The sequence below is a fragment of the Thiomonas islandica genome (assembly GCF_055383445.1).
Genome location: NZ_AP042391.1, coordinates 1,843,819 through 1,856,911, shown reverse-complemented (window position 1 = coordinate 1,856,911; position 13,093 = coordinate 1,843,819). Strand labels below are relative to the sequence as shown.

At 63.9% G+C, this 13,093-nt stretch carries 19 protein-coding genes; 3 read left to right on the top strand and 16 right to left on the bottom strand.

Annotated features, from left to right (window positions below; translation table 11 throughout):
• Positions 1-33 precede the first annotated feature (33 nt).
• Both nifD and nifH read right to left on the bottom strand, forming a co-directional pair.
• Positions 34-1,488 (bottom strand): nitrogenase molybdenum-iron protein alpha chain, encoded by a 1,455-nt coding sequence (gene nifD / locus ACZ47F_RS09140; protein WP_464924415.1) that lies wholly within the window; start codon positions 1,486-1,488, stop codon positions 34-36.
• A 78-nt stretch (positions 1,489-1,566) separates the two neighbouring features.
• Positions 1,567-2,451 carry a nitrogenase iron protein gene (gene nifH, locus ACZ47F_RS09135; RefSeq protein WP_464924414.1) on the bottom strand — a complete coding sequence of 295 codons (885 nt, stop codon included), beginning with the start codon at positions 2,449-2,451 and terminating at the stop codon, positions 1,567-1,569.
• 494 nt (positions 2,452-2,945) lie between these two features.
• On the opposite strand from nifH, the gene ACZ47F_RS09130 reads away from it, so the two are divergent.
• Genes ACZ47F_RS09130 through ACZ47F_RS09120 form a run of 3 tightly spaced genes read left to right on the top strand, consistent with a single transcriptional unit; the run spans position 2,946 to position 4,271 of the window.
• Positions 2,946-3,536: a hypothetical protein gene (locus tag ACZ47F_RS09130; RefSeq protein WP_464924413.1), complete on the top strand. Its 591-nt coding sequence runs from the start codon at positions 2,946-2,948 to the stop codon at positions 3,534-3,536.
• A gap of 48 nt (positions 3,537-3,584) precedes the next feature.
• Positions 3,585-4,025, top strand: coding sequence for an ArsC/Spx/MgsR family protein (locus ACZ47F_RS09125; RefSeq protein WP_464924412.1), 441 nt, complete (start codon positions 3,585-3,587; stop codon positions 4,023-4,025).
• A gap of 9 nt (positions 4,026-4,034) precedes the next feature.
• Positions 4,035-4,271, top strand: coding sequence for an FmdB family zinc ribbon protein (locus ACZ47F_RS09120; protein ID WP_464924411.1), 237 nt, complete (start codon positions 4,035-4,037; stop codon positions 4,269-4,271).
• A 6-nt stretch (positions 4,272-4,277) separates the two neighbouring features.
• On the opposite strand, the gene ACZ47F_RS09115 is transcribed toward ACZ47F_RS09120, so the two are convergent.
• From ACZ47F_RS09115 to nifB, 14 genes are all read right to left on the bottom strand, one after another.
• Complete coding sequence (locus ACZ47F_RS09115) at positions 4,278-4,661, bottom strand: hypothetical protein (protein ID WP_464924410.1); 384 nt, start codon at positions 4,659-4,661, stop codon at positions 4,278-4,280.
• 5 nt (positions 4,662-4,666) lie between these two features.
• On the bottom strand, positions 4,667-4,963 hold the full coding sequence (locus ACZ47F_RS09110; RefSeq protein WP_464924409.1) for a 2Fe-2S iron-sulfur cluster-binding protein: 297 nt from the start codon (positions 4,961-4,963) through the stop codon (positions 4,667-4,669).
• Positions 4,964-5,027: 64 nt separating this feature from the next.
• Positions 5,028-5,915 (bottom strand): SIR2 family protein, encoded by an 888-nt coding sequence (locus ACZ47F_RS09105; RefSeq protein WP_464924408.1) that lies wholly within the window; start codon positions 5,913-5,915, stop codon positions 5,028-5,030.
• Positions 5,916-5,937: 22 nt separating this feature from the next.
• Positions 5,938-7,089, bottom strand: coding sequence for a DegT/DnrJ/EryC1/StrS family aminotransferase (locus tag ACZ47F_RS09100; protein ID WP_464926613.1), 1,152 nt, complete (start codon positions 7,087-7,089; stop codon positions 5,938-5,940).
• 8 nt (positions 7,090-7,097) lie between these two features.
• On the bottom strand, positions 7,098-7,361 hold the full coding sequence (locus ACZ47F_RS09095; RefSeq protein ID WP_464924407.1) for a hypothetical protein: 264 nt from the start codon (positions 7,359-7,361) through the stop codon (positions 7,098-7,100).
• A 4-nt stretch (positions 7,362-7,365) separates the two neighbouring features.
• A complete protein-coding gene (nifT, locus tag ACZ47F_RS09090) occupies positions 7,366-7,575 on the bottom strand; it encodes a putative nitrogen fixation protein NifT (RefSeq protein ID WP_464924406.1) in 210 nt (69 codons plus the stop codon).
• A gap of 21 nt (positions 7,576-7,596) precedes the next feature.
• Positions 7,597-8,787, bottom strand: coding sequence for a cysteine desulfurase family protein (locus tag ACZ47F_RS09085; protein WP_464924405.1), 1,191 nt, complete (start codon positions 8,785-8,787; stop codon positions 7,597-7,599).
• On the bottom strand, positions 8,784-9,149 hold the full coding sequence (locus tag ACZ47F_RS09080; protein ID WP_464924404.1) for a DUF3024 domain-containing protein: 366 nt from the start codon (positions 9,147-9,149) through the stop codon (positions 8,784-8,786). The genes ACZ47F_RS09085 and ACZ47F_RS09080 overlap by 4 nt, the downstream gene beginning before the upstream one ends.
• A complete protein-coding gene (locus ACZ47F_RS09075) occupies positions 9,149-9,478 on the bottom strand; it encodes a nitrogen fixation protein NifZ (protein WP_464924403.1) in 330 nt (109 codons plus the stop codon). The genes ACZ47F_RS09080 and ACZ47F_RS09075 overlap by 1 nt, the downstream gene beginning before the upstream one ends.
• Entirely contained in the window at positions 9,471-9,863 is a 393-nt protein-coding gene (locus tag ACZ47F_RS09070) for a nitrogen fixation protein NifZ (RefSeq protein WP_464924402.1), read from the bottom strand. The genes ACZ47F_RS09075 and ACZ47F_RS09070 overlap by 8 nt, the downstream gene beginning before the upstream one ends.
• Complete coding sequence (locus tag ACZ47F_RS09065; protein ID WP_464924401.1) at positions 9,856-10,446, bottom strand: hypothetical protein; 591 nt, start codon at positions 10,444-10,446, stop codon at positions 9,856-9,858. The genes ACZ47F_RS09070 and ACZ47F_RS09065 overlap by 8 nt, the downstream gene beginning before the upstream one ends.
• A 130-nt stretch (positions 10,447-10,576) precedes the next feature.
• Positions 10,577-10,966: a HesB/IscA family protein gene (locus ACZ47F_RS09060; RefSeq protein WP_464924400.1), complete on the bottom strand. Its 390-nt coding sequence runs from the start codon at positions 10,964-10,966 to the stop codon at positions 10,577-10,579.
• 28 nt (positions 10,967-10,994) lie between these two features.
• The gene (locus ACZ47F_RS09055) at positions 10,995-11,189 is read right to left on the bottom strand and encodes a 4Fe-4S dicluster domain-containing protein (RefSeq protein ID WP_464924399.1); all 195 of its coding nucleotides are present in this window, start codon (positions 11,187-11,189) and stop codon (positions 10,995-10,997) included.
• Positions 11,190-11,223: 34 nt separating this feature from the next.
• A complete protein-coding gene (nifB, locus tag ACZ47F_RS09050; RefSeq protein WP_464926612.1) occupies positions 11,224-12,732 on the bottom strand; it encodes a nitrogenase cofactor biosynthesis protein NifB in 1,509 nt (502 codons plus the stop codon).
• Positions 12,733-13,093: the final 361 nt, after the last annotated feature.

Below are 13,093 nucleotides of genomic sequence, written 5' to 3'. Positions count from 1 at the left end.
TTCTCCTTCAAACTTGGTTGCGTGGCATCGGGCTCAGGCGGCCCATGGTGCCTTGGTCAGTCCCCAGACCGGCGAGTTGATCGCCATGTCCATGTCGCGGGCGAAGATGGCGAAGCCGTCATAGCCGTGATAGGGACCGGAATAATCCCAGCTGTGCATCTGGCGGAAGGGCACGCCCATCTTCTGGAACACGTACTTTTCCTTGATGCCCGAGCCGACCAGATCGGGCTGAATCTTCTCGACGAACTTCTCGAACTCGTAGCCGGTCACGTCGTCATAGATCAGCGTGCCGTCCTTCACGTAGTGGGTGGTGCGCTGATAGTCATCGTTGTGACCGAACTCGTAGCCCGTGCCCACCACTTCCATGCCCAGGTCTTCGTAGGCGCCGATGACGTGGCGCGGACGCAGGCCGCCGACGAACAGCATGACTTTCTTGCCCTGCAGGCGCGGCTTGTACTTGTCAATCACCCCCTGCATCAGCGGCTTGTACTTGGCGATGACGGCCTCGGCCTTGGCCTTGATGGTGTCATCGAAGTAACCGGCGATTTCGCGCAGGCTCTTCTCGATCATGGTCGGGCCGAAGAAGTTGTATTCCACCCAGGGAATGCCGTACTTCTCTTCCATATGGCGGCTGATGTAGTTCATCGAGCGATAGCAGTGCAGCACGTTGAGCTTGGCCTTTGGCGTGTTCTCCAGTTCGGCGAGGGTGCCGTCGCCGGACCACTGCGCGATCACGCGCAGACCCATCTCTTCGAGCAGGATGCGGCTGGACCAGGCATCGCCGCCGATGTTGTAGTCGCCGATGATGGCCACGTCGTAGGGGGTGGCCTGGAATTCGTGTTTGTTCGGATCGACCTTGTCGAATATCCAGTCGCGGATGGCGTCGTTGGCGAGGTGGTGGCCCAGCGACTGCGACACGCCGCGGAAGCCTTCGCAGCGCACCGGGACGATGGTGTGGCCGTCGTATTCCTTGGTCTTTTTCTTCGACACCGCCTCGATGTCGTCGCCGATCAGGCCGATCGGGCATTCGCTCTGGACCGTGATCCCCTTGTTCAGCGGGAACAGGTCCTGGATCTCGTCGATGATCTTGTCGAGCTTCTTGTCGCCGCCGAAGACGATGTCCTTCTCCTGGAAGTCGGAGGTGAACTGCATGGTGCCGAAGGTATCGACCCCCGTGGTGCCGATGTAGTAATTGCGGCGCGAGGCCCAGGAATACTGGCCGCAGCCCACCGGTCCGTGGGAGATGTGGATCATGTCCTTGATCGGACCCCACACCACGCCTTTGGACCCGGCGTAGGCACAGCCGCGGATGGTCATCACGCCGGGCAGCGACTTGATGTTGGATTTGACGCCGCAGTCGGGCTTGCCTTCCTCGTAGGTGCCGAGGTGTTTGGCACGGCGCTTGGACATCTTGTCCGGATAGGCCTTGAGGACCTCGTCGATCAAGGCCCGGTTTTCGGCCTTGCGCTCTTCAACCGTCATACTCATGGTGGATGCTCCTTGGCTGTTGCTTCGATTCGGGGCGGCGCTGCGAGCCGCGACGCCGCCGTTGGGCAATCGTTGCGGTCAGGCTACTGCCAGTTCGGCCGCTGACTTGCCGATCAGGCTCTCGTCCACGGCCTTCATGATCCCGTGCTCCATCAGCAGGTCTTCGAGTTCGTCCATGGTGATGGGGGTGGGGATGGTGCCGTTGCCTGCATTGGCGTGGATCTTCTCGGCCAGGGTGCGGTATTCCTGGGCCTGCTTCGACTCCGGCGCGTACTCGATCACGGTCATGCGGCGCAGTTCGGCGTGCTGCACGATGTTGTCGCGCGGCACGAAGTGGATGAGCCGGCTGCCGAGCTTCTTCGCCAGCGACTCAGCCAGTTCCAGTTCCTTGTCGGTCTGGCGCTCGTTGCACACCAGTCCGCCCAAGCGCACGCCGCCGGAATTGGCGTACTTCAGAATGCCCTTGGAGATGTTGTTGGCCGCGTACATGGCCATCATCTCGCCCGACATCACGATGTAGATCTCCTGCGCCTTGTTCTCGCGGATGGGCATGGCGAAGCCGCCGCAGACCACGTCGCCCAGCACGTCGTAGGAGACGTAGTCGACGCCGTCATAGGCACCGTTTTCCTCAAGGAAGTTGATCGACGTGATGACCCCGCGTCCTGCGCATCCGACTCCCGGCTCCGGGCCGCCGGACTCGACGCAACGGATGTCGCGGTAGCCGACCTTCATCACGTCTTCCAGCTCCAGGTCCTCCACCGAGCCGGCTTCTGCCGCCAGCGACAGGATAGTGTCCTGCGCCTTGGCGTGCAGGATCAGGCGGGTCGAGTCCGCTTTAGGGTCGCAGCCGACGATGAGGATCTTCTGTCCCATTTCGGCCAGCGCCGCAAGGGTGTTTTGTGAGGTGGTCGATTTACCGATTCCACCTTTGCCATAAAAGGCGATTTGCCTGAGTGCGGTCATTTCAGTTCTCCAATCAGTGACAAGGTTGACAAGAATTGCGGTTCGCGATCGCTATGCAGCCTTGGGTGTCTCTATGGTCTTCTTATGAAGCCACTTGAGGGCCAGACATGGTGTCCGCGCGCTTCATCCTTTGCAAACCGCGTGCCACCACTCGCGCATAACATCAAGTCATTGTTTTCATTCACATTTATGGCAAAAATAGATCATCGCGCGGCCACGTGCCGATTGTTTGAAAGACGACAAAGCCAATCCGCTCCGCATGGCGTCACACCGAGATGCGACAACCCTGCCGGACGCTTGGAAGAACACGCCGAAACCCCTGTTTGCAAGGATTCCAGAGGCATCGGCCGCGCCGGCGCCTGGCGATGGGATGGCGGATGACGCCGCAGGCATGGTCGTTGCTCTCTTCAGTCTCCGAACAGCGTTTCGGGAGACTTCCGGACACAGCCCGGCGCTGCTCAAGTTCCCCCAATACAACCAGCGGAGTCCATCACATGACCACCATCGACCAGACCGCATTCGCCCGACTCGAGACCGAAGGCCGATTGCTCAACAGCCTGCTCAAGGGTCCGACGCACAAGCCGGGCCGCATCGGCTTCCGCGGCGACCTTGCGCTAAAGTTCGCCGCTCAGTTCGCCGACGAAAAGCGCCCGCCGGAAATCAGCTCGGACCAGGTGATCGCCGCAGCCGAAGAAGGCGAGGCGCACTTAGCCTTCTTCGCCGGCTTCCTGCTCTCCTTCGAATACATCAAGTTGCTTGCCGAAGCGCTGGGCGAAGCGCTGGCGCCACAAGGCAAGTATTTCGTGTTCTGCGACAACGTCGATCTGTCCAAGCGCTATCAGGTGGCCTATGGCGGCGCCGCCTTCTATGTCCTGCCGATTGACGAATCCACGGTCTACAACGAAATCCTGCAACTGCTCTACCTCGAAAAGAACGATCTGAAAAAACTCGACACGGCGGGCAAGACCGATGCCATCGTCGATGCCGCGATGAAGTTCAACGATGCCTTTCCCACGATCACCTATGACGAAGGACTGAAGCTGATGGGGCCAGTGCGCAATCTGTATGAAAACCGTCCGGTCTGAACGGTTCTCCAGGACGGGTCAAACTCGCGATTTCACCGGAGATTTGCCATGAGTCGCATCACCTTCTACGAAAAGCCCGGGTGCAGCGGCAACGCACGACAGAAGGACTGGCTGCGCGCAGCAGGCCATCAGCTTGACGTGCGCAACCTGCTGACCGAACCCTGGAGCCGCGAACGTCTGCTTGAGTTCCTCGGTCCGCTTCCGGTGACTGCCTGGTTCAACCGCGCGGCGCCCGCAGTCAGGCAGGGACGCGTCACCCCGGAATCGCTTGACGCGGAGGCCGCCCTTTCCCTGCTGCTGGCCGAGCCGCTGCTGATCCGGCGTCCGCTGATGCGTGACGAGCAAGGCCGCTGCATGGTCGGATTCGACAGCGCCCATATGTATGCGTGGATCGGCCTGTCGCTGCCGCATCAACGTCCCGCCACGACCGAGGGCTGCATCGCTGCAGCCGGCGGTTGCCAGGCGCCATCCCGGCACACCACCGACTGAGAGGTCGTCATGCCAATCTATGACTATCGTTGCCTCGCCTGCGACAGCCGGTTTGAACTGCTGGTGCGAAGTTCCACCGTCCCGGTGTGTCCAAAGTGCGGCAGCGCCGATCTGGCCAAGTGCGTCACCGCGCCCGCCGCGCCGGGAAAAAGCAAGGACATTATCGCCTCCGCACGCCGCCAGGCTAACAAGGAGGGACACTTCAGCAACTACTCCAGAGCCGAGCGCAAAGGGATCGGCAAGTAGTTGCGCTCAAGCCCGCATCACGAACAGTTCGGACTGGTTGCGGCGATAGACCCGCAGCCACAACAGCAGCGCCGGGGTCAGGGACTCGACGGCGAACCACAGCGCCTCGTCGTGGGGATCGCCGCGCGGCTCCCTCAATCGCAGGCCCACGCGCCGCCAACCCGGCCAGTCAATCTCGGGCATCGCCTGCTGCAACTCCGTCGACAGGGCTGCAAGGCTTTCGGTCAGGATGCGCAACTGCCGGCTGACCTCGTCGCGCGTCAGGCGTGAACGCAACAAATCCTCGCGGCTGAGGTTCTCCGCCAGGGTCAACACGCCCAGTCCGGCCTGCTCGATGATGCCGAGCAGGGCGGTGCTGGCGATTCGAGCGCACATCGCGGAGGGTGACATGACGCTTAGACGAAGCTGAGCAGTTCCACGGTCACCGGTTCATCACCGAGCACCGCCTGGCAGGCCAGACGCGACTTGGAACTGACACCGACCAGGGTGTCGAGTTTTTCATTTTCCAGGCGCTGAATCTTGGACAGGGTCTTGCGCCCGTCATGCACGAACACATGGCAGCTGCCGCACTCGGCCTTGCCGTTGCATTTTTGGGGAATCGCTTCGCCCGCAGCAAGCACGGCCTGCAGGATGGTGGCGCCGGCAGCGGCGTCGATGGTCTTACCGGAGGGGAGCAGGGTTAGGATTGGCATGGTGTGTCAAGTGTCAGAGTAGGGAGAAAAATGAAACTGGATTTGTCTGCAAGGCAGGCAGGCCTCAGGCGGCAACGGCCTGTCTATCAGCCGCCGTCGTGGTGAGCGCATCGCTCAGACGGGCGGCAAACTCGGCCAGCGGCATGTCGATGCGCTGAATGTTCTGCTCGGCGATGAAGCGCTCTTCCATGCGGGTCAGTGCATCGGGCAGGACGGCCCAGTGCGTGTCCGAAGAACGTTTCATGATCTGGCGGGCGAAATTGCGCGCAAGCTGGTCGTTGAACCGGCAGCCGACGAACAAAAAGCTGCGCCCGCTGCGTAGCGCCTGCACTGGCTGCGGGATCGGCGTCTGGATGTCGATCTCGGTCAGCACCTCGACAAAGTCGGTGTCCGATACGAGGTAGTTGGATGCCGGAGTGCGACCGCCCAGAGGCTTGTAGAGCAGCGTGTTCCATCCCTGGGGCAGGGATGGCGCATCCAGACTGCCCATCAGGGTGTCGTCTGACGCGTAGGCCGCCGTCCAAGCGCCGAAGTGCTCCGACTGCGACAGCCCTTGCACCTGCCCCCAACCGCCTTGCGGATGGACCTGCCGCATGGCGTTGAGCAGCGTGTCGTCGTACCAGCTGTCGACCAGCAGCGGTGCGCCGCTGGCAGCCAGCGCCAGATGCAGGCGCGAGGGAGCTGGCGCCGTGGCGTAGGCCTCGTTCATCAGCTTCACCACGGTCTTGCGGTGCTTGAAGTTCTCGATGAACTGCGCCGCCTGCGTCAGGCGGCGGCGGATCTTGTGCGGCACGCTGACCTTGGCCGTCATGCTCTCCGCCAGCGCTTCCGGGGTAGAGGGAATCTGCACGTCGGCGCACAGCGACAGCATGGCCGGGCCGAGGTAGGGAATGACGCTGCCAGCAGCGATCAAGCGGCTAATGGCGTGAATCTGCGAAGGTGCGGCATGCATGGCGTGACTTTCACTTGGACGTTCAGAGATAGATTGCGGCCCCGGCGCCGACATTCACCGAGGCGTCCTTGAGGGTCTTGACGATGAAACGCACCTGATCCTCATCCAGACCGGCGTGCAGGGGCAGCGCAAGCGAGCGGTCGCCGATGCGATCCGTCAGCGGGAGTTGCCCGCGCGCCATGCCGAGCTGCTGGTAATGAAACTGCTGGTGCAGCGGCAGGCAATAGGCGGCGGTCTCGATGTGATTGGCGGCGAGGTCGTCAATGATCTGCCGCCGTCCGCTCGCGGTGAAACGCGCGCCGAGATGCACGACGTACAGCATCCAGTGGACTTCATCCACGTCCTGCCCCAGATACGGCGGCTTGATTCCCTCGAAGGTCCGCATCTGCTCGAGGTACCAGGATTCGACCTGCTTGCGTCGGATGAGGATCTGCTCGATGCGCGCGAGCTGCACCAGTCCCAGCGCCGCGGTGAGTTCGCTCATGGCGGCCTGCAGCGGCACCCGGCTGCCTGCGGAGATAGAGTGACGATCGCGCATGTCGCGCCGGCGCAGCATGCGCAGTTCGGCGGCAAGCTCCGCATCATCGGTGACCACCATGCCGCCCTCCCCCACGCACAGCGCGCTGGGTTGGGAGAAGTCGAACACCGCAAGATCGCCAAAGCTGCCCACCCGCCGGCCTGCGTAGCGCGAACCGATGGCTTCAGTGCTGTCTTCGATCAACGTCACGCCGTGGACATTCGCCAGTTCGCGCAACGCATGCCACTCTGCGGGATGGCCGTTGGTATTGCCGGCCATGATCGCCCTTGTGCGCGGGTTGATTTGCGACGCCGCGCGGGCCGGATTCATGCATCCGGTCCAGTAATCGATCTCCGCGCAGACCGGGGTCGCGCCGGCCCAGGCAACCGCATGCGCAAGTTGGCGCCAGCCGTAGGCCGACACGATCACCTCGTCGCCCGGGCCAATCCACAGCGCGCGCAGCGCTAGCAAGGCGCCCAGCGTGCCGCTGGCCACCGCCACAGCATGGTCCCGCCCCGCCCACTCGGCAAAGGCGGACTCGAAGCGCTCGGCAAACGGACCTTCGCTGAGGCGCGGCGCGTGCAGGACCGCCTGCACCACCTCGCTCTCCACCTCGCCGAGGTCAGGCTCGGACAGTGCGATCCAGTCATCATCCAGATCGGAGTTCATGCGACACCTCCCTCAGCGACGAACAGCGCGGCGGCGCGCGACAGATCGTTGGTGACATACCAGCAATGGCCGTCGCTCGCGCCTAGCCACAAGGTGCGTAAGCGTCCTTGTGCGGCGGGAGTCTCGTCGCGCATGTCGCCCGCCTCCACCGCACTGACGCGCAGCGCTGGGAAACACTGCCGCAAGGCCGTGACGGCGGCCCGGGTGTCGGGCGCGGAATCGGCCAAGGTCAAGGCAAGTTGCAGATCGGCGGCGTGCATGGCTTCACTCTCCCACTTTGCGTGCTTCCACCGTGATGGGCAAGCAGGTCTGCTCCGCCATCTCCGGCAGCTCCAGGGTCCAGCCATTGGCCAGGGTCACCGAACCGCCCCAGAGATTCGGGTGCTGTTGCGACACGATGAGTTCTTCCAGATCTTTCTTCGGCACGTAGGCGAGGAGCTGGCCCTCGGCGTTCTTGCGGATCATGACTTTCATGAGCGTCTTTCAGGGTGGATGTCAATGGACGGCCGCAAGGCGCTCGGCCTCGCTGCACTCTTCCTGCAGCAGCGGCAGGACATGCTGTCGCAACGCGTCGAGCGCGGCATCGATCTCGTCCGCAGTGGTGTTGCGGCCGAGAGAAAAACGCACGCCGCAGAGTGCGTGCTGCGGACTCTCTCCCATCGCCAGCAGCACGTGTGAGGGCTGATTGCCGCCAGCACTGCAGGCCGCGCCAGAGGCGGCGATGATGTCTGCGCGCTCCAGCGCGTGCAGCACGCGTTCGGCCAGCAGCTGGCCAAACCGCACCAGCGTGGTGTTGGGCAAACGCGGCTCGGCGGCGCCGTAGAGACGCACAGCGCGATGCGCCGCCGCGATGTGCAGCACACCCGATTCGAAGCGCTGACGCAGCGCCACCATGCCCGCAAGATCCGCCGCCAGAGAACGATGCATGCGCTCGGCGGCGGCGGCGAAACCGACGATCCCCGGCAGGTTTTCCGTGCCGCCACGTCGTCCGCGCTCTTGGCGGCCGGCCTGCAGGCCCGGCCAGTCCAGCCCCTTGCGCACGAGCAGCGCACCCACGCCCTTGGGGCCGTTGAACTTGTGTGCGGAGACCGACCACAAATCTGCACCACTGTCGGCGAAACGCAGGTCACTCTTGCCGACGAGTTGGGTGGCATCCACATGGAGCAGGGTGCCCCGGGCATGCGCCAATTCAGCCAGTTCCTCCAGCGGCATACACACACCGGTCTCGTTGTTCGCCCCCATCACGCTGACCAGCGCCACGTCCGGCCCGATCAAGGCACGCGCCGCGTCCATGTCGAGTCGGCCTTCGCCGTCCACCGGGATCAGGTCCACCGCATGCCCCGCCGCACGCAGCCGCGCTGCCAGCGCCAGGGAGGACGCATGCTCGACTGCAGACAACACCAGCCGCGGCCTGTTACTTCCCGCGTCGCCACGCCGGGCGTCGAGCGCACCGAGCAGGGCAATGTGGTTCGCCTCGGTCGCACCGCTGGTGAACACCGTCTCGGCTGGATGGCAGCCCAGGGCTTGCGCCACGCGCGCCCGGGCGTCCGCCAGCACGCGGCGTGCCACCTGCCCGGGACCGTGGTTGGACGAGGGGTTTGCCCAAACGTGCTCAAGCACAGCGCACATCTCGGAGATGACTTCGGCAGCCACAGGGGTGGTGGCATTGTGGTCGAGGTAGATCATTGCCAGAACTCCCGCTCACTATCGACGACCAGGCGGTCGAGCACGACGGACAGCCGCCGGCTGCGGGCGCGCAGATCCCAGCTCTGGCGCGCATGATCGCGGGAGAACAGCAGCCAGCCTCCCTCGCCGTCCGGCGTCAGCCAAGCAATGGCGATGTCCCCGCCCTGCTTGTCGATCCTGCGTGAACAGTTGGGGCTGACGATCTTCCAGCCCTCTCCTTCGGCTTCGACGCGCGGATGCACGTAGCGGTAGCGACTGCGCTGCGCGATGGCGCGCTCGATCCGCTCCCGCACCAGGTCGCGCACCACGCCCGCGCCATGCGATGCATTGGCAAAGGCCTGGACGATGCGTAGCCTGCTCATCACACCGGCTCTGCCGCGGGCGCCGAAACGCCAGCTGGCGCAAGTTCATCTTCCGTGCAGCCCAGCACGTGCTGACCGAAATCGACCACATAGATCGGCATGTCGGCCTCGACGTGGTAACCGATGCGCACGATCTCGCCCACCGCGCCCGTGGCGACGAGCAGAGCCCCCGCATCCGCTTTGGGGTAACTGCCATCGTTGCGCAGATCGACCAGCGCCTGCACCTGCAGACCCCAGGGATACTGCGGCTGCCGGGGGGGATGCGGAAACGCGGCGGCCCCGTCTTGCGCCTCGGGTGCGCCCAGCTCGACTGCATGTCGTTCAGACATGGCGTTCTCCTTCGGTCCTGGCTTGGACGGCGGCGCGCTCGTCGCCCGGAATGATGCCGCGCAGCTGCGCCAGTTTGCTGTCGCCAAGCCGCTCGATGAGCTCCGGCGGCAGCTTGTCTAGCGACATGAGCTCGCGCCCCTTCATGCCGACCAGACACCCGGTGGCAACGAAATCAACCGCGTAGATGTAGTACTGTTGCAAGAACGTTCCCACCGACGTGACGTAGCCGATGTCGCCCTTGTTCACCAGCACCTCGCCGATCTCGCGTCCGCGATAAGTGCCGTCATTACGCACGACATAGCGGCTGATGACGCGCTCGCCGAAATCGAACTGCGGTGGGCCGTCGAGCTCGACCACGTCGCTGTCGCGGCGGATGTCAGCCATGGATCGCTCCACGGCCCACTGGCACCGTCTCCACCGGCGGGATGGGAGTGACATCAGCGTCCAGCTCGTCCTCGTCTTCGTCAAAGGGGTTGCGCTCGTGGCGCAGACGCACGGTTTCGAGCAGGGCACCGCCCACCCGGTCCTCGGGGTCGAGCGCACGCAGCAGATCCAGGGCGTCGCGCGCCTCGCCCGCATCGCCTAGGCGCAGGCTGAGGTAGGCATAGCCCTTGAGAGAAAACAGGAAGAAGCGCGTTGCCGGGTCGTCCCGCGCGCCTGCCAGCGCCGTCGGCGGCACCTCCCGCCACAACGGCGGCAGACCCAGCGCCTGCGTCGCGACAAACAGGGCGCGTCGCGCCACGAAGCGGGCGCAGGCAAGCTGATGGCCGTAGAAGTAGTAGCGGTAAAGCGCGATCAGAACGGCCGGATGATCCGGCGCCAAGGCCATGGCGCGCATCAAGGCGGCCATGGCCAGGACGGGATCGGCGCGACGTTCTCCGGCCTCCCGCAAAGCCTGTTCCAGCGGCTCGGGCAAGTCCTTGCCCAGAACCGCATCTCCAAAGTCCGGCTGAACGTTCGTACTCATCGGAAACAAACTCGGTTGGAAACCTCCCCCTTCAAGGGGATAATCGTGCTTGGGATGGGCATAACCTCTTCCACGCTGTTTCGCCCGGTTACGGGCGTGGATTGAAACATGGTGTCCGCCTACAAGCGTCTCAGCGGCGCAGCAGCGCGCTCATCGGCACGCTGGCCGCAGCGGGGACGGCCTCTGCGCTGCCCGTGCTGGAGCAGCCACAGGAACTTGCTGCCGGACTGCGCACGCTAAGCCCGGACTGCATCGGGGTGTCGATGAAGTCGAGCGTCGCGCCCTCCAGCAGCAGACGGCTCTCAGCCGGAAGAAAGAGCTGCAGGCCGTCGCCCACCTTGTGGATTTCGTCCCCGTCCTCTGGCGTGGCCTCGACACTGAACTCGGTGCTGTAGCCCGAGCAGCCGCCGGTGCTGACCAGCAGACGGAACCCCGCACCATCGGGCAGGCCCGAGAAGCGGACGATGCGGCGCATGAATTTTTCAGCAGCCGGCGTGACGGTGAGATGGGTCAGGGCCATGAGTTGTCTCCGCGCAGATGGAATGGCTTCAGACCTTGACGATGCAGCCGTCGACCGGGCAGACCGCGACGCATTGCGGGCTGTCGAACTGATCCTGGCATTCGGTGCACTTGGCCGGGTCGATGATGAAGGTGCCGCCCTTTTCGCTGATAGCGGTATTCGGGCATTCGGGCTCGCAAGCCGAGCATCCGGTGCATGTCGAGGCGATGATTTTCAGTGCCATGTCAATTCTCCTGATGACTGCTGGGGATGAACCTTCAGGCCGCCGCAGTGAAAGCGCCCTGCCGGATCGTGGCGTCGCCACGCGACTGATGCTGGATCTGCCCGCTGGCCACACGCTGGCGGTAGTCGGCGAACCAGCTCAGCGCGGCCTTTTCGATGAACTCGTGGGCATAGGCATCCACCGGCTCGATGCCGGCCGCCGTCAACTCGTCGCGCGGGCAGGCGCCGATCTTGGCCACCAGTACGGCGTGACAGTCGTTGATGGCGTTGATGATGGACGGCAACTGCTCGTCTTCGCCGTACCCGCCCTGGCAGTAGAGGTCAACGCGGCGATGGCCGACGAATCTGGCCGAGGCCGGGGTCAACTCGAAAATCTGGAACTCGGTGGCGTGACCGAAATGCTGATTCACCCGTCCCTGGCCCTCGGTTGCCACCGCCACGAGCACGGTCATGTCGGCTTGCGCATTAGGCTGATCCGCCATTGCGCCCAAGGCATCGGCCTTGGCGGCGACCTGCGCCTGCCGCTCGGCCTCGACCTTCTGCTGGTAGGCGCGGCGCTTGTCGAGGTCGTAGACGACGTCCATCTTCTCGATCTGGTCGAGGGTGAATTCGTCGCTGCGATCCTCACCGAGCAGCCCGACCGCGTCGGCGCGACACTGTCGGCAATGCCGCATCAGGTTGGCGCCCCCCATGCAGGCGTCCTGCACCGCTTTGAGTTCCTGCGCGGTGGGGCCACGCTGGCCGGTCAGGCCGAACACCGTGCCGTGCTCGGCTTCGGAGATCAGCGGCATGATGTTGTGCAGGAAGGCGCCGCGCTTTTTCACTTCGCGGTTCACTTCGTACAGATGCTCGTCGTTGATGCCGGGAATGAGCACCGAGTTGATCTTGGTGAGCACGCCGCGCGCCGTGAGCATCTCCAGCCCCAGCATCTGGCGCTCGTGCAGGATTTTCGCAGCCTCATAGCCGGTGACGCGGCGATGGTCCCAGAAGATCCAGGGGTAGATCTTCTCGCCCACCGCCGGGTCGACCATGTTGATGGTGATGGTGACGTGATCGACGTTGTATTTGCAGATTTCGTCGACGTAGTCGGGCAGCGCCAGGCCATTGGTCGAGAGGCAGAGCTTGATGTCCGGCGCCTCGGCCTGCAGGCGTCGGAAGGTCTCGAAGGTCTTGGCCGGGTTGGCCAGTGCATCTCCCGGGCCAGCGATGCCGACCACCGTCAGCTGCGGAATCTCGCTGGCCACCGCCAGCACCTTTTTCACCGCCTGATCCGGGGTGAGCTTCTGCGACACCACACCGGGGCGCGACTCGTTGGAACAATCGTACTTGCGATTGCAGTAGTTGCACTGGATGTTGCAGGCCGGCGCCACCGCTACGTGCATGCGGGCGTAATGGTGATGCGCCTCCTCCGAGTAGCAGGGATGGTTCTTGACCTTGTCCCAGATCTCGGCCGGCATGTCGTCCGGGCCTCCCGACGAGCCGCAGCTCGCCTTGCCCTCCCCGCCTTTACTGGAGCAGCCGCCACCGGCTTCGGGCAGTGGCATGGAAACGGCCCGCTTGGTACGCAGCAGATCACCCAAGGCAACGGTAGCAGTTGGTGTGGACGGTGTGGACATGGATGGACCTCAAAGAGTGTGTGGACTACCCACTCCTTAGCGAGACCCGTGCCAGCATGAAACCCATTAATTTTCAATGTGTTACGCACTTTGAGGGATGTTGCCTTACCGACAAATGCAACAGAGCGGGTGTCAGCTTGCAACCGCCGACACCAGCGACCCACAGCGTGGGAACCCCGCCTGTTTCCTCATCACGCCGCGACAGGGAACGCGGCGCCCCGGCTCGGGCCGGATGCGCGTCCCGACTGGGCTTGAAATGGGTGCGGCCGATCACCGCGCCGGACTGCCA

Excerpts from the sequence above, each read along its gene's own strand:
- ACZ47F_RS09080 (WP_464924404.1), bottom strand. The coding sequence starts at position 9,149 with ATGAGCAGGCTACGCATCGTCCAGGCCTTTGCCAATGCATCGCATGGC.
- ACZ47F_RS09055 (WP_464924399.1), bottom strand. The coding sequence starts at position 11,189 with ATGGCACTGAAAATCATCGCCTCGACATGCACCGGATGCTCGGCTTGC.
- ACZ47F_RS09105 (WP_464924408.1), bottom strand. The coding sequence starts at position 5,915 with ATGCATGCCGCACCTTCGCAGATTCACGCCATTAGCCGCTTGATCGCT.
- ACZ47F_RS09130 (WP_464924413.1), top strand. The coding sequence starts at position 2,946 with ATGACCACCATCGACCAGACCGCATTCGCCCGACTCGAGACCGAAGGC.
- ACZ47F_RS09120 (WP_464924411.1), top strand. The coding sequence starts at position 4,035 with ATGCCAATCTATGACTATCGTTGCCTCGCCTGCGACAGCCGGTTTGAA.
- nifB (WP_464926612.1), bottom strand. The coding sequence starts at position 12,732 with ATGCCACTGCCCGAAGCCGGTGGCGGCTGCTCCAGTAAAGGCGGGGAG.
- ACZ47F_RS09110 (WP_464924409.1), bottom strand. The coding sequence starts at position 4,963 with ATGCCAATCCTAACCCTGCTCCCCTCCGGTAAGACCATCGACGCCGCT.
- ACZ47F_RS09085 (WP_464924405.1), bottom strand. The coding sequence starts at position 8,787 with ATGATCTACCTCGACCACAATGCCACCACCCCTGTGGCTGCCGAAGTC.
- ACZ47F_RS09075 (WP_464924403.1), bottom strand. The coding sequence starts at position 9,478 with ATGTCTGAACGACATGCAGTCGAGCTGGGCGCACCCGAGGCGCAAGAC.
- ACZ47F_RS09060 (WP_464924400.1), bottom strand. The coding sequence starts at position 10,966 with ATGGCCCTGACCCATCTCACCGTCACGCCGGCTGCTGAAAAATTCATG.
- ACZ47F_RS09065 (WP_464924401.1), bottom strand. The coding sequence starts at position 10,446 with ATGAGTACGAACGTTCAGCCGGACTTTGGAGATGCGGTTCTGGGCAAG.
- nifT (WP_464924406.1), bottom strand. The coding sequence starts at position 7,575 with ATGAAAGTCATGATCCGCAAGAACGCCGAGGGCCAGCTCCTCGCCTAC.
- ACZ47F_RS09125 (WP_464924412.1), top strand. The coding sequence starts at position 3,585 with ATGAGTCGCATCACCTTCTACGAAAAGCCCGGGTGCAGCGGCAACGCA.
- ACZ47F_RS09070 (WP_464924402.1), bottom strand. The coding sequence starts at position 9,863 with ATGGCTGACATCCGCCGCGACAGCGACGTGGTCGAGCTCGACGGCCCA.
- nifD (WP_464924415.1), bottom strand. The coding sequence starts at position 1,488 with ATGAGTATGACGGTTGAAGAGCGCAAGGCCGAAAACCGGGCCTTGATC.
- nifH (WP_464924414.1), bottom strand. The coding sequence starts at position 2,451 with ATGACCGCACTCAGGCAAATCGCCTTTTATGGCAAAGGTGGAATCGGT.
- ACZ47F_RS09095 (WP_464924407.1), bottom strand. The coding sequence starts at position 7,361 with ATGCACGCCGCCGATCTGCAACTTGCCTTGACCTTGGCCGATTCCGCG.
- ACZ47F_RS09115 (WP_464924410.1), bottom strand. The coding sequence starts at position 4,661 with ATGTCACCCTCCGCGATGTGCGCTCGAATCGCCAGCACCGCCCTGCTC.